The organism is Prauserella sp. PE36, from assembly GCF_003311655.1.
Taxonomy (GTDB): Bacteria; Actinomycetota; Actinomycetes; order Mycobacteriales; family Pseudonocardiaceae; genus Prauserella_A; species Prauserella_A endophytica.
The window spans coordinates 66,680-90,403 of the sequence record NZ_QEQT01000079.1; the positions used below are offsets into that span (position 1 = coordinate 66,680).

The 23,724-nt window shown below is 69.6% G+C and carries 24 protein-coding genes; 10 read left to right on the plus strand and 14 right to left on the minus strand.

Translation table 11 applies throughout. From position 1 onward, the window contains the following. Positions 1–12 precede the first annotated feature (12 nt). From DI005_RS21465 to DI005_RS21475, 4 genes are read right to left on the minus strand one after another with little or no spacing between them, the layout of a single operon-like run. Positions 13–2,643, minus strand: coding sequence for a DUF2309 domain-containing protein (locus tag DI005_RS21465; RefSeq protein WP_113643307.1), 2,631 nt, complete (start codon positions 2,641–2,643; stop codon positions 13–15). Further along, positions 2,640–2,801 carry a hypothetical protein gene (locus DI005_RS38265; protein WP_005456784.1) on the minus strand — a complete coding sequence of 54 codons (162 nt, stop codon included), beginning with the start codon at positions 2,799–2,801 and terminating at the stop codon, positions 2,640–2,642. The genes DI005_RS21465 and DI005_RS38265 overlap by 4 nt, the downstream gene beginning before the upstream one ends. Further along, a complete protein-coding gene (locus tag DI005_RS21470) occupies positions 2,798–4,381 on the minus strand; it encodes a proton-conducting transporter membrane subunit (protein ID WP_005456783.1) in 1,584 nt (527 codons plus the stop codon). The genes DI005_RS38265 and DI005_RS21470 overlap by 4 nt, the downstream gene beginning before the upstream one ends. Then, entirely contained in the window at positions 4,378–4,836 is a 459-nt protein-coding gene (locus tag DI005_RS21475) for a hypothetical protein (protein WP_005456782.1), read from the minus strand. Before DI005_RS21475 ends, DI005_RS21470 begins: the two co-directional genes overlap by 4 nt. A 126-nt stretch (positions 4,837–4,962) precedes the next feature. Between DI005_RS21475 and DI005_RS21480 the strand changes: the two genes are divergently transcribed. From DI005_RS21480 to murF, 3 genes are all read left to right on the plus strand, one after another. Beyond that, a complete protein-coding gene (locus tag DI005_RS21480; protein ID WP_005456781.1) occupies positions 4,963–5,262 on the plus strand; it encodes a winged helix-turn-helix domain-containing protein in 300 nt (99 codons plus the stop codon). Further along, positions 5,262–6,131, plus strand: a complete 870-nt coding sequence (locus DI005_RS21485) for a DUF6671 family protein (RefSeq protein WP_005456780.1) — start codon at positions 5,262–5,264, stop codon at positions 6,129–6,131. The genes DI005_RS21480 and DI005_RS21485 overlap by 1 nt, the downstream gene beginning before the upstream one ends. A gap of 72 nt (positions 6,132–6,203) precedes the next feature. After that, complete coding sequence (murF, locus tag DI005_RS21490; protein WP_005456779.1) at positions 6,204–7,592, plus strand: UDP-N-acetylmuramoyl-tripeptide--D-alanyl-D-alanine ligase; 1,389 nt, start codon at positions 6,204–6,206, stop codon at positions 7,590–7,592. Here murF and DI005_RS21495 read toward each other — a convergent pair. Together DI005_RS21495 and DI005_RS21500 are read right to left on the minus strand one after the other, a co-directional pair. Continuing rightward, complete coding sequence (locus tag DI005_RS21495; protein WP_005456778.1) at positions 7,497–8,612, minus strand: L-threonylcarbamoyladenylate synthase; 1,116 nt, start codon at positions 8,610–8,612, stop codon at positions 7,497–7,499. The genes murF and DI005_RS21495 overlap by 96 nt on opposite strands. 152 nt (positions 8,613–8,764) lie before the next feature. After that, on the minus strand, positions 8,765–10,081 hold the full coding sequence (locus tag DI005_RS21500) for a folylpolyglutamate synthase/dihydrofolate synthase family protein (protein WP_005456777.1): 1,317 nt from the start codon (positions 10,079–10,081) through the stop codon (positions 8,765–8,767). Between the two features lie 214 nt (positions 10,082–10,295). Between DI005_RS21500 and DI005_RS21505 the strand changes: the two genes are divergently transcribed. Next, a complete protein-coding gene (locus DI005_RS21505) occupies positions 10,296–11,327 on the plus strand; it encodes a TerC/Alx family metal homeostasis membrane protein (protein WP_043537254.1) in 1,032 nt (343 codons plus the stop codon). Positions 11,328–11,736: 409 nt separating this feature from the next. On the opposite strand, the gene DI005_RS21510 is transcribed toward DI005_RS21505, so the two are convergent. Both DI005_RS21510 and DI005_RS21515 read right to left on the minus strand, forming a co-directional pair. Continuing rightward, positions 11,737–12,216, minus strand: a complete 480-nt coding sequence (locus DI005_RS21510) for a winged helix-turn-helix transcriptional regulator (protein WP_177242873.1) — start codon at positions 12,214–12,216, stop codon at positions 11,737–11,739. A gap of 88 nt (positions 12,217–12,304) precedes the next feature. Beyond that, entirely contained in the window at positions 12,305–12,802 is a 498-nt protein-coding gene (locus DI005_RS21515; protein WP_005456773.1) for a hypothetical protein, read from the minus strand. A gap of 269 nt (positions 12,803–13,071) precedes the next feature. On the opposite strand from DI005_RS21515, the gene DI005_RS21520 reads away from it, so the two are divergent. Both DI005_RS21520 and DI005_RS37990 read left to right on the plus strand, forming a co-directional pair. Beyond that, the gene (locus DI005_RS21520) at positions 13,072–14,121 is read left to right on the plus strand and encodes a TerC family protein (RefSeq protein WP_005456772.1); all 1,050 of its coding nucleotides are present in this window, start codon (positions 13,072–13,074) and stop codon (positions 14,119–14,121) included. Between the two features lie 100 nt (positions 14,122–14,221). After that, positions 14,222–14,629 (plus strand): bacteriophage spanin2 family protein, encoded by a 408-nt coding sequence (locus DI005_RS37990; protein WP_005456771.1) that lies wholly within the window; start codon positions 14,222–14,224, stop codon positions 14,627–14,629. 424 nt (positions 14,630–15,053) lie between these two features. Here the strand turns inward: DI005_RS37990 and DI005_RS21525 are convergent, their stop codons facing one another. Genes DI005_RS21525 through DI005_RS39120 form a run of 3 tightly spaced genes read right to left on the minus strand, consistent with a single transcriptional unit; the run spans position 15,054 to position 16,335 of the window. Beyond that, the gene (locus tag DI005_RS21525; protein ID WP_281245774.1) at positions 15,054–15,389 is read right to left on the minus strand and encodes an NUDIX hydrolase; all 336 of its coding nucleotides are present in this window, start codon (positions 15,387–15,389) and stop codon (positions 15,054–15,056) included. Between the two features lie 48 nt (positions 15,390–15,437). Next, the gene (locus DI005_RS39115) at positions 15,438–15,899 is read right to left on the minus strand and encodes a transposase (RefSeq protein WP_233520242.1); all 462 of its coding nucleotides are present in this window, start codon (positions 15,897–15,899) and stop codon (positions 15,438–15,440) included. Positions 15,900–15,939: 40 nt separating this feature from the next. Next, a complete protein-coding gene (locus tag DI005_RS39120; RefSeq protein WP_228714306.1) occupies positions 15,940–16,335 on the minus strand; it encodes a transposase in 396 nt (131 codons plus the stop codon). 338 nt (positions 16,336–16,673) lie between these two features. Between DI005_RS39120 and DI005_RS21535 the strand changes: the two genes are divergently transcribed. Further along, positions 16,674–17,525: a universal stress protein gene (locus DI005_RS21535; protein WP_233520243.1), complete on the plus strand. Its 852-nt coding sequence runs from the start codon at positions 16,674–16,676 to the stop codon at positions 17,523–17,525. 78 nt (positions 17,526–17,603) lie between these two features. Here DI005_RS21535 and DI005_RS21540 read toward each other — a convergent pair whose 3' ends face one another. Continuing rightward, positions 17,604–19,085, minus strand: coding sequence for a potassium/proton antiporter (locus DI005_RS21540; RefSeq protein ID WP_233520244.1), 1,482 nt, complete (start codon positions 19,083–19,085; stop codon positions 17,604–17,606). A 66-nt stretch (positions 19,086–19,151) separates the two neighbouring features. Here DI005_RS21540 and DI005_RS21545 point away from each other — a divergent pair, with 66 nt between their 5' ends. Together DI005_RS21545 and DI005_RS21550 are read left to right on the plus strand one after the other, a co-directional pair. Beyond that, positions 19,152–19,961, plus strand: a complete 810-nt coding sequence (locus DI005_RS21545) for a universal stress protein (protein ID WP_113643310.1) — start codon at positions 19,152–19,154, stop codon at positions 19,959–19,961. 106 nt (positions 19,962–20,067) lie between these two features. After that, positions 20,068–20,667 (plus strand): hypothetical protein, encoded by a 600-nt coding sequence (locus tag DI005_RS21550; RefSeq protein ID WP_112276278.1) that lies wholly within the window; start codon positions 20,068–20,070, stop codon positions 20,665–20,667. A 35-nt stretch (positions 20,668–20,702) separates the two neighbouring features. Here DI005_RS21550 and DI005_RS38270 read toward each other — a convergent pair whose 3' ends face one another. Continuing rightward, positions 20,703–20,873: a hypothetical protein gene (locus DI005_RS38270; RefSeq protein WP_009151804.1), complete on the minus strand. Its 171-nt coding sequence runs from the start codon at positions 20,871–20,873 to the stop codon at positions 20,703–20,705. A 692-nt stretch (positions 20,874–21,565) separates the two neighbouring features. Then, positions 21,566–22,297, minus strand: a complete 732-nt coding sequence (locus tag DI005_RS21560) for a hypothetical protein (protein WP_091679577.1) — start codon at positions 22,295–22,297, stop codon at positions 21,566–21,568. A gap of 127 nt (positions 22,298–22,424) precedes the next feature. On the opposite strand from DI005_RS21560, the gene DI005_RS21565 reads away from it, so the two are divergent. Further along, a complete protein-coding gene (locus DI005_RS21565) occupies positions 22,425–23,687 on the plus strand; it encodes an IS256 family transposase (RefSeq protein WP_369973599.1) in 1,263 nt (420 codons plus the stop codon). The last annotated feature ends 37 nt before the right edge of the window (positions 23,688–23,724 follow it).

Genomic DNA, 23,724 nt, shown 5'->3' on the forward strand with positions numbered 1-23,724 from the left:
GGTGTGGAGCGGTCACGGGAGCGCCTGCCGGGATGTCGGTGCTGGCGTGTCGGTGCTGGGGTGCCAGGGCTGCCACCCGGTGGGGGTGTAGCGGTGCCACGGGTCGTCGGGCTGTTCCCGTGCGGCGAGTCCAATCCAGTCGTGGCTGAACATGTGGTGCAGCATTGTGTGGCGGGCGATGAGGGTGTCCAGCCTGGGCAGGGGTGCCTGCACGATGGCGAGCAGGCGTTGCGGTTCATGTCGGGCGTGGTGGCCGTCGGTGAGGGACTGCCAGGGCAGGCCGGGCTGGAGGTCACTGGTGTGGCCGGTCATGACGCCCAGGCCCCCACCGGTGACGTTGTGCAGGGTTTTGCTGCCGGCGCCGAAGGACTGCGGGTCGACGGTGGCGAAGTAGTACTGGCTGTTGATCCAGTGTGCGACGACGAGCGGCGCGGTGAGGATTGTTTCCAGGACGGTGCCGGTCGGGTCGAGGTCGGGATCGTAGTCGTGGAGGAACACGCGGCTGTGCAGGTCGATGCCGCGGGTGAGGGCGCGGGGCGCGATGAGGAAGGCGGCGTTGTCGGCGAGACCCCATTCCGGGAAGACCTGGGCCCAGTCACGGGCCCGGGCGCGGGTGTGGCGCGCCGCGTGCCGCGGGCGGGGCCGGGTGGGTGCGCCCGGCAGGATGGCGCAGCGTTCGGCGGCCAGCCGGGTGCCGGCCGTGCGGAGGTCGGCGGTGAGCCTGTCAGCGTCGCGGCGGTGGGTGGCGGGCAGGAGGTGGGTGTCCAGCAGGCGTACGGTGTCGGTGGTGGTGTCGTGTTCGGCCGGGACGAACCAGGTGTCGTCGGGAACGGTGATGCCGCGGTCGGCCAGGTGACGGCGGACCTGCGGATCGTTGAGCAGGGCGGCGGCCGTGCGGGCGTTGGGACCTCCGGGATGTCCCCCGCAGGCGCCGCAGTCCAGCGCGGCCTGGTAGGGGTTGTTGTCGGTGTGGGCGCGGTGCCCGCAGAACACGACCAGCCGCGCGAACCCGCGGGTCAGGCCCATCAACGTCAGGATGGTTTCGGCGGTCGCGGCACGCTCCTCGCGGGTGAGCGCCTCGGCGATGGAGATCTCGGTCTGCGGCTCGGGCGTGATGCGGCGGGCCCACCACGCGCCTGTGGCGCCGGCGGCACGGGGAGTGAAGGTCTTGGCCGCGGCCAGCGGCCCGGCCAGCCAGCCGGCGGCTTCGGCGAGGGCGAACGGCGCCAGCAGGTCGTCCTTGGCGGCGTGCAGGGAGTGCTCGGCGGCGGCGAGCACCCTGCGGCCGGCCAGTGACCGCTCGGCCGCGCGCCGCCGACCAGGGGCGGGGTGCTCGGTGAGGGTGTGGCGAGGCGTGATCGGGCCGGGACACTGGGTGCGAGCGGCACCCCCGGCGAGGTCGCGGTAGCGCATGGCGACGGCGAAGAAACCGGCGAAGCCCAGGGTCTGGTAGCTGCCGAGGACCTCCAGGTGGCGGCGCAGTCCTTCGGAGCGGGGATCGATGCAGCACACCACCTGCGCCCGCGGTGGGGCTTCGGGCAGTTCGGGCTGGGGCCGGCCGAGGATGCGCAGCAGCAGCCGGCTCCGGTAGTGGTCCTCGTAGGCGTCCAGCCAGACCAGCGCCCGCTGCTGGATCGGCAGCTGGTCGAGCAGCTCCACCAGCTCGCTCCGTTGGGCGGCATCGGTGTCGGTGACTTCCAGCGCTCCCAACAGGTGGTAGGCCCGGTCGTGCGGGTCGACGGTGGCCTGCCGGGTGTCGAACCGGCTCGCGGAGGCCCAGGACCACGCTGTGCCGGGAGCGTGGGAGCCGGCGAGCGCGGCGGCTTCGACGGCCAACCGCAACGCGAGGTAGTCGACGAGGTCGATGCCGCTGTCGGGCCGCTCGCCGCGCCACCGGACGTGGGCGGCGAAGCCGGGCAAGCAGGCCAGGTGGGCCTGCAGGTAGCGGGTCCGCTGGTCGTCCGGGACACCGAGCGCGGCCAGCGCGTCCAGGATGGTGTGCTCGGCGCGTTCGGGCAGGTGCCGCAGCCGCGCCCGCACCGGCCGCGGCAAGGTTCCGTCATGGGCGGCCAGCGCCCGCCACGCCGAGTAGAAGCCGCGGTCACGACCCGGCATCCGCCAGGTGGACTGGCCTTCGTCCAGGTAGGCCGCGCACCACTGGATCGTGTGGGTGTTGAGCAGGGCGGCCACCTCCGGGGCCAGTGCTTCGGCCGCGGTGCGTGCCTGACGGCGCGGCGGTGGACACGCGATGCCCTGGTGCAGATCGGCCACCAGCAGGTCGACCGGGTCGTAGGCGCGGTTGCCGAGAGTGAGCGGGCCCCGCTGTAGCGCCGTGGGGTGGCGGCGGGCCAGCGCGGCGCGCAGGTCGTCGTCGGTGATCCGGCCGCGCTGCCAGGCGGCACGTAGCCAGGTCTCGTCTGGGGTGACTCGTGCTCCGAGCAGATCCGCGGCGGTGGTGGCCGCGTCGGCGAACGGGCGGTCCAGCAGGCCGGACAACGGGTTGACCGCGATGAAGTCCGCCAATGGCCAGGTCGGAGCCAGGAATCCGGCCGCGTCGGCGATCTCGGCGCGCACTGCCGCCTGCTGTGTGGCGACGTCAGAGACGGCATCGGGGGCGAGGTTGGTGGCGGGGCCGGTGGTCATGAGTGTGAACCCTCCTGCGCGAGCACGACGCGACAAGTGGCGGAACGTGCGACCGTGGAGAACAGGGGAAGCCACGCGTGCGGGACAGCCGGTGACTCACCTGTCATGGCGGCGACCCGCTTGCGCGGGATGCCGTCGAGCGCGTGGGGGCGAGTCACGCCCGAGCTCCTTCCAGTTGGGGAACCGGCCGCGGACGCGGTGTCGGTACCAGCCGTGGCGGGTGACCCCAGGCGGCGGTGTACGTGCGCTGCTGCCCGGCGGACAACGCCGCCACGTACAGCCGGTCGCGCCACCGGCCCAGACCGACCGCGGGTGCCAGGTGGAGCAGCAGCGCACCGGCCGCCAGCACCGCCACCACGGTCGCGAGAACCCAGGCCGAGACAGCGGCGGGCCCGCTTGCGGGCAGGCTCGGGGCCAGGAGCTCGGTGACCGCGCCCACCAGGGCCAGGTACCCGATCGCCACGCCCGGCAGCACGATCACCACCGTGACCAGCGCGCCGCCGGTCGGGTGACGACGCAGCCAGCCCCACGCCAGCCGCGCGGCGGTGGCCACGGCGAAGAGCGACAACGCGACGCCGCCGGCATGAAGGGGTAGCAACCAGGCCGCCACCCCGACCGCCGCGACGGCGGCGACCCCGGCGAGGACAGCGACCTGCGCTGCGCGGGCAGGAGCCAACCGAGGCGCGGGAGGAGCCGCAGTGTGGCCAGCGTGCCGCTGCACGGCCGACCCCGAGCCGAGGAACAGGGTGGCTTTGAACAGCCCGTGCGCCACCAGGTGCACCACCGTCGCGGCGTAGAGGCCGAGCCCGCAGGTCATGAGCATGAACCCCATCTGCCCGATCGTGGAGTGCACCAGCGCCCCTTTGATGTCGGGGCGGGTCAGCATGATCGCGGTGGCGGCCACGACGCTGGCGGCTCCGATGGCGAACGCCAGGTGTGTCGCCACCGGCGCGGCACCGACGATCGGCGACAGCTTCACCAGCAGCACCCCGCCGGCGTTGACCACGCCGGCGTGCAGCAGAGCCGAAACCGGGGTCGGTGCCGCCAGGGTCGCCGGCAGCCATCGGTGCCAGGGCAGCTGCGCGCACCGCACGGCCGCGGCGACCACCAGCGAACAGGCCACCACCGTGCCCACCGCACCGCCGAGGGCCGCGTCGCCCTGGTGGCGCAGGTCGAGATCCCCCCAGACCGTGACCGCGAGGACAACCCCAGTCCACAACGCGGCGTCCCCGGCGACGACGGCACGGGTGGTGCGCCGTGCGGCATCGACGGCCGAGGGCGCCGGCCGATACATCCCCACCAGACGGCACAAGATCACCCCGGTCAGCGTCCACGCCACCGCCAGGGTGACGAGAGTCGCCGCGGTCACCATCACCGTGGTCGCGGCGGTCAGCGCCCCCGCCGCGACAGCGAAGCGGGCCGCGGCCGGATCGCCGTGCAGGTAGCGGCGGGCGAACGCCTGGACCACGGCGCTGACCGTGCACACCAGCAGCAGAACGATCGCCCCGACGTGGTCGACCACCAGCCCGGTCCAGGCTCGCCCGTCCGGGTTGGCCAGCACCATCGCCACCGGCCCGCCGACTACCACCGTCACGGCCAGCGTCCCCGCCAGCGCGGTGGCCACCAGCGCCGCACCCGCACCCAACGCGGGCGCCAAGCTCCGTAGCCGCCGGATCGACCCGGCCATGGCCGCAACAGCGGGAAGGGCCACCAAAACGAGCAGCGTCACCCCTGTCACGCCGTCGTACCTTCCTGACCCGCGCGCGCCGCCGCGCCGCGCGTCGCCGGGGCTCCGGCGAGGTCGGTGGCGCGCGGCTCAGCACCGGTGCCCGCAGCGGGCTCGGGCGGCGAACCGAGGTGTTCCAGGCAATGCGGAGGCAACGCACGCCCGTCGAAACCCCCGATCCGCACCCGGACGAACTCGTCGTGGACCACGCAGTACAGCGACCGCCCCCGTTCCAGCTCCCGGGCGATGTAGGCACCCACGCTCTGCGCGGCCCCCCGCCGCACGCCCGGCGGGCTGGTGTCGATCACCACGTCCGGCGGCGGCGAGGCCCACCGGTGCGCCCAGCGCCGCGCCACCTCATCGGCCGCGCGCTCGCCGGTCAGTACGCCCGCCATCTCGGCGTCGACCACCGCGCCCACCTCCCGCAGCAGGTTCTCCCACGGGAGCGCCATCTCCTCGTCGCCCATGACACCCACCTCCCAAGCACGCTACCAATGACCTGTGTTCTAATACGCGATATGAATCATACGACATTGATGACGTGCTTTGGCAAGCGTGACATGCGTTACCCCCGACGAGGTACAGTTGCGGCCATGCAGGAGTGGACGTTCTTGACCAATCACGCCCACGTACTGCTGTGCGTGGTGCGGGATCCACAAGTTCGGTTGCGGGATGTGGCCGAGGTGGTGGGCATCACCGAGCGGGCGGCGCAGCGCATCGTGGCCGACCTCGTCGAGGCGGGCTACCTGGAACGCACCAGGGAGGGGCGGCGCAACCGGTACCGGTTGCATCCGGATTTGCCGCTGCGGCACCCGATGGACCGTGACACCGCCATCGGGCAGCTCGTGGCCCTGCTCACCGGCATCGACGCCCGATCCGGCAACCTCGTGTAATGCTCGCCGTGCACCCCTACGCGGGCGCACCGGTCGCGATGGCCACCCGACACGGCAAGCAGCGAGCCCTCGCTGCCGCCCTGGCGCGGATCCCCGGCATGCGGCTTGTGCTCGCCCACGATGTGGACACCGATCAGCTCGGCACCTTCACCGGTGAGATCCCCCGCGCCGGGTCGGCGGCCGAGACCGCGGTCCGCAAGGCGCGCCTCGCGATCGAGTCGACCGGCCTCGGACTCGCCGTGGCCAGCGAAGGCTCCTTCGGCCCGCACCCGGTCGCGCCAATGCTGAGCGCCGGCCAGGAGATCCTCGCCTTCCTCGACACGGTGCGGGACGTCTGCATCCTGGAGCGCCGAACCACACCGACGAACTTCAGCCACACCACGACCCGCCGCCTCGACGAGGAAACCGACGCCTACCTGGCGCGCGTCGGTTTCGGTGCCCACGCGGTCATCGTCCGTCCCCACAGCCCCGCCGACGTGCGGGCTCCAGGCCCCATCTGCAAGGGCATCCAGACCCGTGCCGACCTCGATGCGGCGATCAGCCGGTGCACCGCGCACTCCACCGATGGCCTGGCGCGACTGGAGACCGACATGCGCGCGCACGTCAACCCCACCCGCATGCGGGAGATCAGCGTGCTCGCCCACCAACTCGCCTCGCGTCTGGCCACCCTGTGCCCGGCCTGCGGCACCCCCGGATTCGGCCCGGTGGACCGCGAACCTGGTCTGCCCTGCGGCACGTGTGGCGAGCCCACCCGCCTGACCCTGGCAACGATCCACGGGTGTGCCCGCTGCCCGCACCGCGGCCGCCACCCTCGCGATGACGGCCAACGACGTGCCGATCCCACGTTCTGCGAATGCTGCAACCCGTAACCCCCGGACACCACCCCCGCAGACCCACCCGGCCGGCCCCAGCCACTGCACGTCCGAAGGAGCGTCACCACGATGATCCCCCTGACCGCCGCCGCGATCGCCGCGGCCACCGACGGTCACCTCGTCCCGGGGACCGACCCGTCGCTGCTGGTGACCGCACCCGCCAGCATCGACTCCCGCCAGGTCCACCCCGGCGGCGTGTTCGCCGCCCTCCCCGGCCGGCGCACCGACGGGCACTACCATGCATCAGCGGCCCTCGCCGCGGGAGCCGCCCTGGTGCTGGCCGCACGCCCGGTGCCCGCCCCTGCCGTCCAGGTCACCGACGTGACCCGCGCGCTCGGCGACCTGGCTCGCCACGTGGCAGACCGACTGCCGGCCACCGTGATCGGCATCACCGGGTCGAACGGCAAGACCACGACCAAAGATCTCGCCACCCAGGTCCTGGCACACCACGGCCCGGTCGCCGCCACAGACCGCTCCTTCAACAACGAGCTCGGTTTTCCCCTCACTGTCCTGCGCGCCACCCCCGACACCCGCTACCTCATCCTGGAAATGGGCGCCCGGGGCCGTGGACACCTCAGCTACCTGTGCGGCCTGGTCACCCCCCACGTCGGGGTCGTGCTCAACGTCGGCACCGCCCACCTCGGTCAATACCCCGACGGGCAAACCGGGATCGCCGCGGCCAAAAGCGAACTACTGACCGGGCTCCCCTCTGCAGACCACGGTGGGCTGGCCATCCTCAACGCCGACGATCCGCTCGTCGCCGCGATGGCCCCGCTCACCCCCGCCCGCACCCGCTGGTGGAGCCAGCGCCCCCACCCCAACGGCGTATACGCCCGAGATGTGCACGTCACGCCGCGCGGCCGGGCGTGCTTCACCCTGCACACTCCCGAGGGCACGGCACCCGTCACGCTCCGCCTGACCGGCCGGCACCACGTCGGCAACGCCCTCGCCGTCGCCGCCCTCGCCCTCGGCCTCGGCCTTGACCACCACACCATCGCCGATGCCCTGAGCGCCGCTGAACCCGCCAGCGGCGGGCGCATGCAAACCATCGTGCGGGGCGACGGGGTCACGCTCCTCCACGACGCCTACAACGCCAACCCCGACTCCATGGCCGCCGCGCTGACCACCCTGAGCACCATGTCCGCCCGCCGCCGGATCGCCGTCCTCGGCGAGATGGCCGACCTCGGCGACCACGCCGCTGGCGCCCACCACCACCTCGGCGTGCTCGCCGCACGCGCCGGCCTCGACGTCCTGATCACCATCGGCACCCGGACCGCGCCTCTGATCGCCGACGCGGCCGACACCGAGCACAGCACCCTCGACATCATCGCCGTTCCCGACAGCCAGGCCGCCCACGACGTGCTAAGTCGAATCCTTCGTCCCGACGATCTCGTCCTGATCAAAGCATCCCGCGCCGCCCACCTCGAACACCTCGTCGCCGCGCTCAGCAACCGCTGAGCAGCCCGGAGTCGCGGCCGTCTGGCTGCGCGACCCGGCCGCTCGGCGGAGCCGATCCGCGATCGCCAATCCGAGCCCGTCCGGGGTAGGAACCGAGGCCACCACGACCTCGCACTCATGCCGGTCGAAGTCACGGAGGAACTCGAAAAGCCGCCGCGCGTACCGCGCACCCGAGTCCGGCACCGCGATAACGCGCTGCCCGGCACACGCACCGGCACCGCCCGCGAACTCGGGCGGCAGCAGGACGCCGACGCGCCGGCCCTGCGCTGCCAGGTACTCGGCGTGGCCGATCACCTGGCCCGGCTCGACCAGGACAACCCGTGCCCTCGGCGCGTAGTGCGACGGATGCTGGCCCGGAACGCGTACGGCACTCCTCGCCCGCACCGGCACGGAGCAACCCAGTGCGCGCTCAAGATCCTCTCGTGTCACGCCGCCTGGGCGCAGTATCGCAGGTGCGCCGGTGAGGTCGACGATCGTGGACTCGACACCCACCGCACAGGGGCCGCCGTCCAGCACGTAGTCGACGTCGGCGCCCAACCCGTCGCCAACATGAGCAGCCGCCGTGGGACTGACCGAGCCGAAACGGTTGGCCGATGGCGCCGCCACACCGCCACCGAACGCCGTGAGCAGCGCGCGGGCGACCGGATGGTCGGGCACCCGCAGCGCGACCGTCTCCAGACCGCCGGTGACCGCGCGGGGAACACGGCGGCCCCGACGAAGAACCAGGGTCACCGGGCCAGGCCAGAAACGGTCAGCGACGCGGCGCGCCGCGTCGGGCACCTCCGCGACCCAGTCGGGGAGCTGACGCGCCCCGCTGAGGTGCACGATCAGCGGGTGCGTCGAGGGCCGCCCCTTCACGGCGAAGACACGCTCCACCGCGTCGACGTTCTCCGCGTCCGCGCCGAGCCCGTACACGGTCTCGGTCGGGAACGCGACCAGCCCACCCGCGCGCAGGGTGCCAGCAGCGCGTTCCACATCGAGTCCCACGCGCTCAGGCGCGATGCCTGGTTGATCCGACATCACCCGTTCACCCCTCACCACTGCAGTCTGACACACCACCGGCTCGCGCGATCACCGTTGCCCCCGCGCCGCCGGACCCATTTCGAGACCGGATCTCGTACCCTCTCTTCCCGATCAGCACGCGCGGCGCTCAGCCCGGGCAGCACGGGTGGTCACGTCACCAGCGCTCGCACGACGGGCAGCGCCTCGCCGATCACATAGAGCGACCCGGTAACTACCGTGAGCGTGCTATCATTCGCCGCCGCCGCGCGGCGCACCGCATCACCCACATCCGCCTCGACCGCGACCGATCCTGCGCCCACCGCCCGCGCGGCGGCGGCGAGCCTGGCGAGCGGCACCGCTCGCGGTGTCCGGGGCGAGGTGCAGATCACCCAGTCACCAGCCCCGACCCCCAGGGCACTCAGAAACGCCTCCGGCGCGCGGGTCCCGGTCATACCGACCACCACGGTGCGGGAGACGCCGTCGAACCGCTCCCGCAGCGCCCGTGCCAGCGCGGTGGCCGCTTCCTCGTTGTGGGCGCCGTCCATCAGCACAGGGCCGGGGGTGTGGACAAGCTCAAAGCGGCCCGAAGCCCGCAGCGCCCCGCAGACCGCCCGCACCACCTGGTCGGCCACCGGCCGGGCCAGCCACACCTCGGCGGCGGCCAACGCCGTCGCCGCGTTCGCCGCCTGCCACGGTGCCAGCAGACGCAGGAAAACGTCGTCATAAGTCGCCCCGGGCGTGAACAGCGACACCGTCCGGCCATCCGCGACCGGCGCGTCGGCGGCCACGCCGAAGTCACGATCCACGGTCACCACGCGCGAGGGGCGGCGGCCCAGGAACGGCGGGTGCATGGCCGGGTCCGCTTCGGCTAGCACCACGGTCGCGCCCTCAGGAACCGCGCCAGCCTCAGCCACGGCGTTGTCCCACCGCGTGTCACCGAAGTACTCGACGTGGTCGACGCCCACCGACGTGACCACCACCAGGCCGGCGCCGAGCGCGGCGGTCGCGTCGCCGCTGCCACCCAGACCGGTCTCGACCACCGCGACATCAACACGTTGGTCGGCGAACCAGCCCACCGCGGCCGCGGTCATCAATTCGAACCAACTGGGCCGCCCCAGCTCTGACGCGGTGCGCTCGTCCGCCACCAGCGGGTCGAGCACCGCCGCCAACTCGTCGTCGGTGATCGTGACACCATCGATGGTGATCCGCTCCTGCGGCCGGTGCAGATGAGGACTGGTGTACAACCCGACCCGCAGTCCACTGCCCGCCAGCACCGCGGCCAGGATCCGGGCGGTCGTGCTCTTGCCGTTGGTGCCGGCCACCAGGATCACCGGCACCCGCTGCTCGGGCCGGCCGAGCGTGCGCAGCAGCCGCTCGATGACCACGGTCGTCGGGGCCTGCGACACCACCCCACCAGCAGCGACCCCCACCCCCCGCTCATGGTCGACGTGACCGTCCAGCCACTGCCATACCCCGGCGCGCCTCACGCCACCGATCCTAGATCCACCCCCGATCAACCTTGACAGCCACATTCCGGCCAGTGACACTGCGTGCAGAGGGGAGTACTTCCCTAAGTGTCTGCCTGGTCAATACGGACACCCCATGGTGTCCCCGGGCGACCGCCCTCACCAGGGTGAAGGAGACCTCGAACGTCGTCCGTGCGCGGAGGTCTTCGTGCCCTTTCATCCCGTGGTGTCGTCTCTGTCCGTGGCCGCGCCCGCCGACTCGGTGGGGTCCTCGTCGATCGGGTCGCCCTGGTTGTGGGTCGCCAGCATCGCCGTAATACTCGGCCTCCTCGTCACCGATTTCGCCGTCACCCGCCGTCCCCACGAGGTGTCGATACGGGAAGCGATTGGCTGGTCGGTGTTCTATCTCACGCTGCCCGTCCTGTTCGGGATCTGGCTGTGGGCGGTGTTCGACAGCGGGCCGGCACTGGAGTTCATCACCGGCTTCGTGGTGGAGAAGTCACTGTCGGTGGACAACCTGTTCGTGTTCATGCTGATCCTGGCCGGGTTCGCGGTCCCGTCCCCCATTCAGCAACGGGTGCTGCTGTACGGCATCGCCGGTGCCCTGGTCCTGCGGGGCATCTTCATCGCGGCGGGCGCGGCGCTGCTGCAGGCAGGCACCTGGGCGTTCCTCCTCTTCGGCCTGATCCTGCTCGTGTCCGCGGGCAAGATCCTGCACGAGGTGCACACCGGTTCGGCCTTCGCGGGCCGCGACGTATCCCAGATGCGTATCGTGCGACTGCTCCGCAGGTTCATGCCCGTCACCGACGACTACCGAGGCACCCGGCTGACCGTACGGGAGCACGGACGACGCGCGCTCACGCCGCTTGCGGTGGTGGTCGCCGCGGTGTTCGTGACCGACGTGGTGTTCGCCGTGGACTCGGTCCCCGCGGTCTACGGCATCACCGCGGACCCCTACCTGGTATTCGCCACCAACGCCTTCGCGCTGCTCGGCCTGCGCGCGCTCTACTTCGTGCTCCACGCCACGCTGGCCAAGCTCGTCTATCTCAACCACGGCCTGGCGGTCATTCTCGCGTTCATCGGTCTGAAACTGGTGTTGCACTGGGCCCACGGAATCTGGCCGGCCACCCCGCAGATCCCCACGCCGGTCTCCCTCGCTGTCATCGTGGCCATCCTCGCCGTCGTCATCGCGGCGAGCCTGCGCACCCGCCGCCGAGCCGAGCAGCACGTGATTGAGGCCGAGCAGCACGTGATTGAGAAGGACTGACCATGTTCACCATGCTCACCGGATTCCTCATCGACATCGCTGTCACGGCACTCATTCTGCTGGCGTTGGTCATCACCTGCGCAGCGTTGGTGCCGCCCCGCCCGCCACGATGAACACACGCCGTCCCGGGTGGCGTGTCAGTGTGGGGTGCGAAGCGAGAGGGGCGCTGGTCGTCGCGAGGTCCTGTCCGCACACCGCCCGGCCACGCCACGTAGCCCTTGCCAGGGCGTGCTTGGTGGTGCTGGCGTCGGTGGCGTGAGGTTTCCTGGACCCGCGCGGTGGGGCGGCGGGTGCCTGCGCCGGATCCGGGTCGGCCAGATCGTGTTGACGACGCGGGGCTTGGTCGTTGAGGTACTCCCCCTCAACGTCGAGAATGACGAACTGTGGTTCGTTTACCAAGGGTGGCGAGTTATCCGGTGCGGCGACGACGCGGAGGAGTCGAGGCGCCGTCAGCCGAAGCATCACGAGCATCGTCAGGGGTGGCGGGACCGACGGCGGTGATGAGGTCGGCGATGCGGTGGTGGGCTTCCAGCGGGTGGCGCAGATGGCCGTCGGGGTTGATGCGGTAGTGGTTGCGGCGGCCGACTTTGGTGCGCTCGATGTAGCCGCCCTGGATGAGGTCGGTGAGGATGAGCTGGACGGCGCGGGTGGTGATGCCGACCTTCTGGGCGATGACGGGCAGGGTCTGGTGCGGGTCGGCGGCCAGGCAGAGCAGCACGTGGGCGTGGTTGCTCAGGAACATCCACGACCCTGGCGTCTGCGACGCGGCGGCGTCGGCCGGTTCCGCACCAGCATCCACCACGCCAGAATCCACCGTGCCGGAGTCGGTGGGATCCGAGCCCGCTGGGGTGGGGAGGGCGTGGTCGGGTGGGGGTTCGGCAGGCCGCATGGGGCCGACCATAAGGCATTCCTTCCACTCTCGATGCCGCTGTCGGCGCGGGGTCCGGATCGGCGGGGAGCTGCTCGACCGGGTGTGATCAGACCAGCATCGCGTCGGGCAGGGTGTGCTCGTCTGCGCGGCGGATCCGCAGCCGAGGTTGAGTGAGGCCGAGCAGGTACTGGCAGGTCGCAGGCGTGAGGAGCTCGGCGCGAGGATGGGCGGGCAACACGAGCACGTCGGCGTCGTGCACTCGGCACAGTCGCAGCAGGGCGGCGGCCACGCGCCGATGCCGGCCGCCCGGCCCGCGACGGTGATGCCACGCGGTGGTGTGGATCCGCACGCCCCGCTCGGCCAGCCCGGATGACGGGAGCCGTGACAGCGCGGGAGCGAGCGCCGCGGCGGTGACCTGCTCCCGGCGGACCTGCTGCCAGGCGATCAGCCGCGCGTTGAGCGTGAGCCCCGGCGGCGGGTGCAGCACGGCGAGCACGAGGTGGCCGTGGTCGGCGATCAGTTCGACCGCCGCGGGCAGCTCGGCGGCCGGCGCGGGATCGGTGGCGTCGACGACGCAGACGAGGGTTGTGCACTGGGCGGGCATCAGCGGACCTGCTTTCCACGGCACGGATCGAGGAGGCCGCGCGCTGGCCTCATTTCCAGATTGACGAAGTACGGTTCGCCAGTCAAGCCTTGACAGGCGAACCGTATTTCGTCATTCTGGTGGTGCGGAGGGGAGTACCCACCACGTCCGGGATCGTCATTACGGCAGTTCGATGGCTGCCCGGTCCCGGCGCCACCGGACCCAGCGCACGTGCTCTGGCGGTTGGGGAGACCTCCAGTTTCACTCGACGTGACCGGAGGTGCTTGACTGTGGTTGTTCCGTTGTGGGCGTGGGCCGCGGTGCTCGGCGTGATCCTGGTGATGCTCGCGATCGACCTGTTCGCCCACCGCCGCGCACACGTGGTCGGGGTCCGCGAGGCCGCCGCCTGGTCGGCGGTGTGGGTCGCGCTCGGCCTCGGGTTCGGCGCGATCGTGTGGTGGGCGTGGGGCAGCGAGTTCGCCGCCCAGTACTTCGCGGGCTACGTGATCGAGAAGTCCCTCGCGGTGGACAACGTGTTCGTCTTCGCGATCATCTTCGGCTACTTCGCCGTTCCCCGCGAGTACCAGCACCGCGTGCTGTTCTACGGCGTGCTCGGCGCACTGGTGTTCCGGGCGGTGTTCATCGCCGCGGGCTCGGTGCTCATCGCGTCCTTCGCCTGGATCCTGTACGTGTTCGGCGCCTTCCTGGTCGCCACCGGTGTCCGGATGGCCGTGCACCGCAACGAGACCATCGACCCCGACCGCAGCGTCGTGCTGCGCCTGTTCCGCAAGGTCATCCCCACCACCGAGGAGTACCACGGGCAGAAGTTCCTGGTGCGCCAGGCCGGGCGCTGGGTGGCCACCCCTCTGTTGGCGGTGCTGGTGCTGGTCGAGGTCACCGACATCGTCTTCGCCGTCGACTCCATCCCGGCGATCTTCGCCATCACCCAGCAGCCGTTCCTGGTGTTCACCTCCAACGCCTTCGCCATCCTGGGCCTGCGCGCCATGTACTTCCTGCTCGCCGACCTGATGCACCGCTTCATCTACCTCAAGCTAGGCCTCGCCCTGGTGCTGGTGTGGGTCGGCATCAAGATGCTGCTGCTCGACCTCTACAAGATCCCCACCTGGTTCTCGCTGGCCGTGGTCGCCCTCCTGCTCGCCGTCGCCGTCACGGCCAGCTGGATCCGCACCCGCACCACCCCGGCCACCCCAGCGGCTGCCTCTGCCGATTCGCTGGCCGGTGCGGAGCCCGACACGGTCACGACCGAGCCAGCCCAAACCGGGGCGGCCGCAGCCGAGACGGCCCCGTCCTCGCCCACTGGCCTGTCGACGCGCGACTGACGCGCGTCGACCGCCCCGGTGCCGCCCACCGCTCACTCCCCCCACCAGCGGTGGGCGGCACCACCCCACAGACCCAGCCCATCCGGAAAGGAACCCGCTCATGCGCATCTCGACTCGATGGACCTCTGTGCTGCTCGGCGTGGGCGTCGTGGCGGCGATCAGCGGCTGCGGCGCTGTCCAGCAGGCCGGCGACACCGCCGGTTCGGCCGCGGACACCGTGACCGGCGCGGTCGCCGCCGCCGAGGTGTGTAGCGACGCGCTGGCACTGGTCGCCAACCCGCCCGACCTCAGCGCACCGCAGGCCGCACTGGACCAGGCGCACACCACCGCCACCGAGCTCACCGACCTGGCCGCGACCACCAGCGACACCGACATCGGCCGCGCCATCACCGACCTGGCCGCCACCCTGCAGACGGCCACCCTGGACACCCTCACCAGTGCTCCAGCCGCCTGGCTGCAGACCAGGGCCGATCAGGCCGCCGCGCTCACCACCGCCTGCGCGCCCTGACCAAGTAGGGTCACGGGCACGACAGGAAGCAGCCCGTGATGAGCACCGTCGGCGACCCCGCTGAACGTTCGTCGGTCGTCCCTCCCTTCCAGGTGAGCGGCCCACTCGCAGGCGAGGTCAGGTTGTCGAGAGCTCCACCCCAAGCTCCTGGGCGAGGGTTTCCTGGGTGAAGCCGAGAGCCTCGCGCCGTGCTGCGAGAGCATCTCGTCGTATCGCCATAATCACTCCCAGATTCGCTAGCGCACCCACGCTACCCGGCGTTGATCGGACCTGATCAGCGGCCATGTCAACGACGAAACGGCGGACGTTCACGTCCGGACGTGCGACCCAGACCGCCCATGAAAACGCCAGAGCGGGATGGTGCTTGGGACGATCTGTGCTTGTCCGCAGGGGCCGCCACCAACTAAAGCCCCGCCCGACAGGATCAGCGCGCCTCGACCGCGTGCTCTGCCGCGAGCCTGCGCACATACGCGCGGATTCGGTCGCGATCCTCGGGGAACACGCTCTCCCACGATTCGTCCAGGTCGACCCACTTCGGCGGCTGTCCCTTCTCCCCGCCGAGTGGCGCGTCGCGGTTGATGACGGCTCCGTAGGACAGGCTCAGCGTTGGCGTCCAGTCGGCGCGGAAAGAGCGGACAGCGACGGCCGCCGGCACTGACAGCAGCTCGCCCAGCAGGCCGGTCTCCTCCAAGAGTTCACGGGCTGCTGCGGCTCGAGGCGTCTCGCCTGGCTCGACGGTTCCGCCGGGTGTTAGGAACAGTTGGCGGTCTCACTCTTCTGCTGTCTCAACTGGCGCGCACGTCGAGGGCTAGGGCGTGTCTGACAATGTCTTGGTCCAAGTGATGACGGCGTGGAGAACGACCGCGCAGCGATAGACGATGGCGAGTTTGTCGTAGCGAGTTGCCAGGCCACGCCATTGTTTGAGCAGGGCGATGCGCCGTTCGACAACGTTGCGGCCGCGATAATCGACCGCGTCGAGGGTGGGCGGACGGCCGCCGCGGGAACCGCGGCGGGTGCGGTGCCCGGCCTGGTCGGCCGGCTCGGGGATCACCGCCGTGATGCCGCGATCGCGCAAATGCCCCCGGATCGCTCTCGAGGAATAAGCCTTGTCGCCGCGGACACGGTCGGGCCGGGTCCGAGCTCGACCACGTCCGAGGCGAGCGACACGCAGTTGCCGCATCAGATGCGGAAACATCGGCGCGTCCCCGGCCTGGCCGGGCCCGACTAACGTCACCAGCGGGCGGCCGTTCCCGTCGACGAGATGGTGCACTTTGGTGCTCCAGCCGCCACGAGAGCGGCCGATCGCGTGATCAGGCGGCTCGTTGTGCAGATCCGTGTAGTTCGACCCAGCCCCCTGTGGGGCGGGTGATGTTGGTGGCGTGCTGATGCGCACGCGCGATCGTGGAATCCACCGACACCGACCACTCCACCAGGCCGGCCGAGTCCGCAGCAGTCAGCAGACGTTGCAACACGGTGTCCCAGGTGCCGTCACCGGCCATCCGGCGGTGCCAGGTCCAGATCGTCTGCCACGGGCCGAATACCGCAGGCACATCCCGCCACGCGATCCCGCACCGATACCGGTAAATGATCCCTTCGACCATCGACCTCGCATCCGAGAACGGTCGGCCCTGCTTGCCGGTACGCACCGGAAGCAGGTCCTCGATCAACGCCCACTGATCATCTGAAAGCAACTGGAACCGCGACACCCGAACAGCATCTCAACCACCCGCCAACACCATTGTCAGACACGCCCTAGCTGCGGCGTCGACATCATCTCTTCGGTCCGTGCAGGACGCGTTTGGTCTTGGGCAATTCGATGTGCGGGCTGACGCTGCTTCGTTCAGCGCGTGAATTTCGCTGGCGCCGTTGGTCATGAGCGGGCGCCGCTCGCGCAGGCGGCCCATCCAGACGTCGCCTTACTATGGATGCCCGAGGAAACATCCGTCGCCAGCCGCCATCGGCTTGCCGATGCATTGGCCCGGTTCGACTTCGGTCGTGGGCGCCGGACGGTCGGAGGGGGCATTATTCGCAGGGAGGGAGTGTGATGTCGATGGCCGCCGCACCAGTCCGCCGGGTGCTGGTCGCCACCGATTTGTCTGAGCAGGCGGGCTTGGCTGTGCGGAGGGCCGCGCAGCTGGCCGCCGAACGCGACGCCCGGCTGAGCGCCGTCAATGTGCAGCCGGCCGGGTTGAACGAGGAGCTGAGCGAGTTCGCCCACGCCCGCCTGCGCTCACACCTCGACCGGTTCATCACCTCCACGGTCACGGAGGCCGTCGTCCGCCACGGTCACGTGGCTTACGAGATCCTCGCTGAGGTCACTGATCGCGACGCGGACCTGCTGGTCGTCGGCGCGCATGGCGGCCACCGGCTGACCAGCCCGGTCCTGGGCAGCACTCCCGGCAACCTGGTGCGGGCGAGCCCGGTTCCGGTTCTGGTGGTCAAGAGTCCACCCGATGGGGAGTACCGCACGGTCGTGCTCGCCGTCGATAGCACAACTGTCTCGGCAACGGCGGCGCACACGGCGGGCGCGCTCACGCCGTACGCGGACCACATCGTCGTGCACTTTGCCGTAGTTGTCGGCGAGACGTTGATGCGCATGCACGGCGCCAGCGAGCAACACTTGGCCGAGTTGCGCGAGGTGAGCACCGAGCAGGTTCGCGTCGATATCGAGCGCGTGGCCGCCGAGCTGACGCCCGCTGCGTCGCGGGTGGTGATCGCGTCCGGGCGTCCGCAGACGCGTTTGCCAGAGCTGAGCCGCCACCACGCCGCCGATCTGGTCGCCGTCGGTACCGGCGCCCGCTCGTCGCTGGGCTACACCCTGCTCGGCAGCGTTGCCCAGCACGTGTTGCGGGACGCGTCATCGGATGTGCTCGTCGTGCCGGCCAGGAAGGACTGAACTGGAGCTGCACGTGTTCCCGCTATGTTGCGATCATCCTGGCCATCGCCGCCTGTGTGGGCGTTGCCTGATCACCGCTCATTCTCCGCGGGCCCAGGTAGTGACGAGTTTGGAGGCGTCGGGTTGGCGGGGGATCGCGACGATGACGAGGTCGCCGTCTCGAAGCCGGGTGCGTGGGGTGGGGATCAGTGTTCGTTTGCCGCGCATGATGGCGGTGATGAGTCCGTGGGGTGGGGTGATGTCTTTGAGTTGTTTGCCGGCGATGTGTAGGTCGGGGGTGACGCGGACTTCGATGAGTTCGGTGTTGATGTCGCCGATGGGAACATCCTCGGCCACCGAGGTTGTTGTAGGGGACTCGCCGCGTAGTCCAAGCCAGCCCGCGACGGTGCTGATGCTGACGCCCTGTACGGCCGCGGAGACCAGGACCACGAAGAAGACCATGTTGAAGATGAACGGGCCATCGGGGTGGCCGGCGACGAAGGGGAACGTGGCGAGCACGATCGGCACCGCGCCGCGGAGTCCGACCCAACTGGTGAACAGCAGTTCCTGCCATCGGTACCGCAGCCAGCCCAGGGTCAGCAGGACCGCGATGGGGCGGGCCACGAACACGAGCACGAACACCACGGCCAGCCCGGGAACCACGACCGACGGCAGTTGTGAGGGGAAGACCAGCACGCCGAGCATGAGGAACAGCCCGACTTCGGCGGTGCTGGACAGTCCTTGGTGGAAGGTGCGGATCCCGCGGCGGTGCAGCGGGACCCGGGCGCCCACCACCAGCCCCGTGACGTAGACGGCGAGGAAGCCGGAGGCGCCCACCGCCGCGGCGGCACCGTAGGACAGTCCGGCGACGCCGAGCGCGAGGACCGGATAGGCGCCTTCGGGGCCGAGGTTGGGGCGCATGAGCATCCAAGTGCCGGCGAGGCCGGCCAGTGCGCCGACACCGAGGCCACCGCCCAGTTGCAGCAGCGCGAACGTGACCCAGTCGCCAATTCCGGGATCGGCACGCCAGGTCTCGATCAACCCGATCGTGAGCATGATCGCGATCGGGTCGTTCGCACCGGATTCGACCTCCAGTAGCGAGGCCAGTTTCCGCGGCAGCGGGGCCCGGCGCAACATGGCGAAGACCGCAGCGGCGTCGGTCGAGGCCACCACAGCGCCGATCAGGAACGCGGTCAACAGCTCCACATCGAGCAGGAGATACGCACCGCCACCCACCACGCCCGCGGTGATGAGCACGCCGACGGTGGCCAGCAGTGAGCCAGGCAGCGCTGCCTGCCGCAGATCACCGGGTTTGGTGGTCAGCCCACCCTCATACAGGATCAACAACAGCGCTATGGTCCCCCCGATCTGGGCGACACGCGGGTCGGACAGACTGACCAACGCGAGCCCGTCGTCACCGATGACCATGCCCAGCACGAGGAACAGCAACAGACCGGGCAACCGCAGCCGGTTGGCGAACCCGGCCGCGAGAACACCACCCACCAACAGCACCGCAACCAGCAGGATCCACCAGTCGGCAGGTAATTGAATGCTCATAGCTCCACGGTTTCCGGTGTCCATATACGATCACGACCCTACCCAACACATCAGGTCGAATCGGGCAAATGGTGCAGGTCGGAGGCTGTGATGGCGGACGATAAGCATGTCGTCTCCCGTGTGCTGGTGCCATTGGACGGCACCGACGAGGCGCAGCGGGCACTCCTGCCCGCACTGCGGGTTGCCCAGACGCTGGATTGCCCTATCGAGCTGGTCACCGTCTACGACCCGGTCAACGGACGCTGGGCCCGTGACCTCGACGACATCGCCGAGCTGTTGCCCTACGACCAGGTCGAGGTCGCTGTCGTCGGCGCCGGATGGCCGGGCGAGGTGATCGCCGACATGGCCGGCGAGAACCCCGGAACCCTGATCTGCATGTCGGCGCAACACCGCGACGAGGTTGATCGTCTCGTCCTCGGCAGCGTCTCCGCGCATCTGCTGCGCACCAGCCGTGCGCCGACCCTGGTGGTCGGTCCCGGCTACGAGCTTTCGCGACTGCCCCGCCGCTATGAACGTCTCGTGGTCTGTCTCGATGGCTCCGACCGTGCCGAAACAGCCCTCGCCGTCGCCACCACGTGGGCCCGCCTCTTCGCTACCGAGGTCGAGCTCGTGCACGTCGCGTTTCCGAGAGAAACCCCGGGAAACCTGGAAGCTCTCGGAGCGGGCCTGTCCCGAGCTGCCGACGCACTGGCCGATGACGGTGTTCAGGCCAGTGCCACCCTGCTCACCGGCGACAATCCCGCCGCCAGTATCGCCGAGCTGCTCCAGTCCCGCCCGGCCACACTCGCGATCACCGCCACACACGGGAGTACCGGGCTCACCCGACTCCTGCTGGGCAGCGTCACCACTGAACTGCTCACGCGCAGTCCCACCCCCGTCCTGGTCGCTCCCGTCACCTGAACGCATCTCCCCAGGGCAGCGGTGATCAACATGTCCGATGCCCGTGTCAGTCGTACCCTGAAAGGTGGCTTCAACCGGCGATCGGGACCGGAGGAGGTCGCCCGGCATGCCCGATACCTCCATGTACCTGTTGCGGCTCGCCCGGCGTCTCCGCCCGGGGCGAAGCCCTGTGGCGCGAGGCTCCGACCGAATCGAGGCCGCTGCTCTCGTGATCGTTGTGCTGCTGTCGCTGCTGACCATCCCCGTTGTCGTTACTCACGGGCAGCGCAGCTACGCACACAACCGCCAGATCGCCGAGGAAGCGATGGCCAGCCGGTACGAAACCACGGCCACCCTGCTCGCCGACGCCCCATCGAGACCCCGAGCTGGGCGCGGGCCAGTCAGTGAGAACGGCACGCGCGCGCAGGCCCGGTGGACCACATCCGAGGGCATCGAGCTCACGGGGGCTGTCCCGGCCAGTTCCGGGATGTCCGCGGGCAGCGAGGTACCGATCTGGATTGACACTGCTGGCGAGGTGACGTCGTCACCCGCCACGCCGCAGGACGCCGCCGGTCATGCCGCAGCCACCGCCATCGCTACCTGGCTGATTGTGGTCGGCGCGTTGTCGGCCGCCTTCTGGCTCCTGCGGGCAGGACTTGACCAGCATCGCTACGCCCACTGGGCACACGAGTGGGCACGCCTGAACACCGGCCACGGCCCGCCCTGAACGCCCCAACCGCGACGACGGCGCGCGGGCCGCGTCTAACCCCAGGACAAGGTCGTGTACCAGAACGTCAGCACCGCACCCGGCCCGAGCAACACACAGAGACCAATACCGCCGTAAAACGGCTTGTCCTTCACGAGCATCGCCACCATCAGCACGGCCGCGGCCACGAGCGAAATGATCAACAGTGCCAGCACGACAACAGACATGTTTCGGTCCTCCAGGAACCAGGGGTAGAGCCGGATAACGCCGCCATCCGCCCAGCACATGGCGGGCTGAACGCACCCAGGACAGTGGTTAAGAGAATTACGGGATCACCGGCCCGCTCTCGATGGGGCCAGGCAGCACAGTCACGTCGCAGAATGCGCGCAGCAGCGACGTGAACAGCGTCAGGCTTGGATCGTTCCGTTCACGCGGACCGGGGGCGCCCGACACGATTGCCGTGTCGACGCCGCAGCCGCTATCCCTCCAGCGCCGACCTTGCCGGCCGAGCATCGCTGCAGGGAGCATCCACGGTTCGTGCCCGGGCCCACAGCCCAGCAGGTCTCCGGTAGCGCCGTGGCCAGCACATGTCGCGCCGCCTCCGACAGGTGCGGCCGGTCATGAAGACCTTTGTCCGGCGACGGCACAGGCGACGCGGATTCGCCAATCACCGACACCGGGTGCTGCCCGGCAAACCCGCCGTCGGTGCTGTGCGCTGGAGCCGCACTCATCCCGAGCAGCATCACCAGCAGAGCAAGCACGAGCCCGAATCGGCCCATCCTCGCCCGTGCCTGCACCCGACCGGCTCCTCAACAACGAAACATCCTTGGCCGACACACCCTACGGGCAACGTCAGAAAAGTCGAGGCGCACCCTCACAGGCTGGTCCAGAAACATCCGGCGGAGCCTCACAGCTCAGCCTAGCGCCGCGCCACAGACACAGACCGGCCCGCGGCCCAGCGTGCGTAGACCGACATCGTGACGGTCAGCGTCACCGCCGACAGCAACGGCACCAGAACCGGCGCCAGCGGCAGGACATCATAGAGCCCGACCACACCGCCTGAAACCACCGCCGCGGCGAGAATGGCGACAAGTGCCGCCGACCACCGGTACCGTGCGACCGCGAAGGCCACGACCCCCGCCATCGGGACAGTCAGAACAACAACCGCGGACAGCACCCACGACGCCCACACCACCCAGACCACAGTGAGCCCGCTGCTCACGAGGATCGCCACCGACACCAGAAGCAGGGCTGTGTGCGGCAGGACTGTATCGCGGGCACGTCGGAGCCGCGGCACCGTCACCAGCACAACAAGGTGCGCGACGACCCACCCCCCAATCGGCAGCAGCAACGCAACCGATGATGAAGGCCTGCAAGACCACAGGATCGACCCAGAGGTGTCGGTGCATTCAGCTGTCGCGGACGACAGAATGACCATCGTCGTCACCGCCACGGTCAGCGCCCCCATCACCGCGGCTCCGGCCACCACCGTCAGCCCACCGCGGCCATCTGGCAGCTGCGACGCGCCCTTCTCGCTCTGGCCGTCCTCCATGTCGTCATCGTCGCATCTCACCGTCATGCACGCCGCGGACAACCTCGGCACCGCCGCCACCGACAACCCGAGTTGGGCAGCGCCCGCGGCGACCAGCACGTACGGTGCGCCTCGTCGGGACTGTGTCGTGAGCGGTGTTTCCGGCCCGACACGCCGGGGGTGAAATCCGGCGGGATGGGTACGGACAGTGATGGCATCCGATGCTGTGAGCGCGGATCAGAGGAAGATGAGGAAGTCGGAGCGGGAGCGGTCGGCCGAGCAGGCTGCCGCGGCGGCGATGGTGGCGCAGGCGCGGGAACGTGGCCTGTCGCTCACTGGGCCGGACGGGCTGTTGAAGCTGTTCACTAAGAACGTTCTGGAAGCGGCGCTGAACGAGGAGATGACCGAGCATCTCGGGCACGCGAAGAATCGTGCCGATTCGAATCGTGATTCGGCGAATGTGCGGAATGGGGCCCGGGGGAAGACGGTGGTTTCGGACGCGGCTGGAGAGGTGAACATCGTGGTTCCCCGGGATCGGGAATCGACTTTCGAGCCGAAGATCGTGAAGAAACGTCAGCGTCGACTGACTGACGTGGATGAGATCGTGTTGTCGTTGTATGCGAAGGGGTTGACCACGGGCGAAATTTCGGCGCATTTCGCCGAGATTTACGGCGCGTCGGTGTCGAAGGAGACGGTGTCTCGGATTACCGACAAGGTGATCGAGGAGATGCAGGACTGGGCAAGCCGTCCACTGGAGCCGGTCTACGCCGCGGTGTTCGTGGACGCGATCGTGGTCAAGGTGCGGGACGGCCAGGTCGCCAACCGGCCGTTCTACGCCGCGATCGGCGTCACCACCGACGGCCGCAAGGACGTGCTCGGATTGTGGGCCGGTACCGGCGGCGAGGGCGCCAAGTTCTGGATGAGTGTGCTGGTGGATCTCAAGAACCGCGGCGTTAAGGACGTGTTCTTCCTGGTTTGTGACGGCCTCAAGGGGTTACCGGAGGTGGTGGAGCAGGTGTGGCCACAAACGATCGTCCAGACGTGCGTTCTGCATTTAATTCGTAATTCGTTTCGGCTGACTTCCCGGAAATACACGGACGCGTTGAAACGCGACCTGAAAGAAATCCACACGGCACCCAACGCCGACGCCGCCGCAACGGCACTGGACGAACTGGACGAGAAATGGTCGAAGAAATACCCAGCCATGGTTCGACTCTGGCGTAACGCCTGGACCGAATTCGTTCCTTTTCTGGACTACGATATCGAGATCAGGAGGATGATCTGCTCGACGAACGCGATCGAGTCGTTGAACGCACGCTACCGGCGCGCGATCCGGGCACGTGGGCACTTCACCACCGAGCAAGCGGCGATGAAGTGCTTGTATCTTGTGACCCGCAGCCTCGACCCCACAGGGACCGGGGCGGCACGATGGATGATGCGTTGGAAGCCAGTGATCAACGCGTTCTCCATCACCTTCGGTGACCGCTGGCCGGTGACCGAGACCTACTAATCGACACCGCCGGAAACACCGTTCGCGTTACGGACCC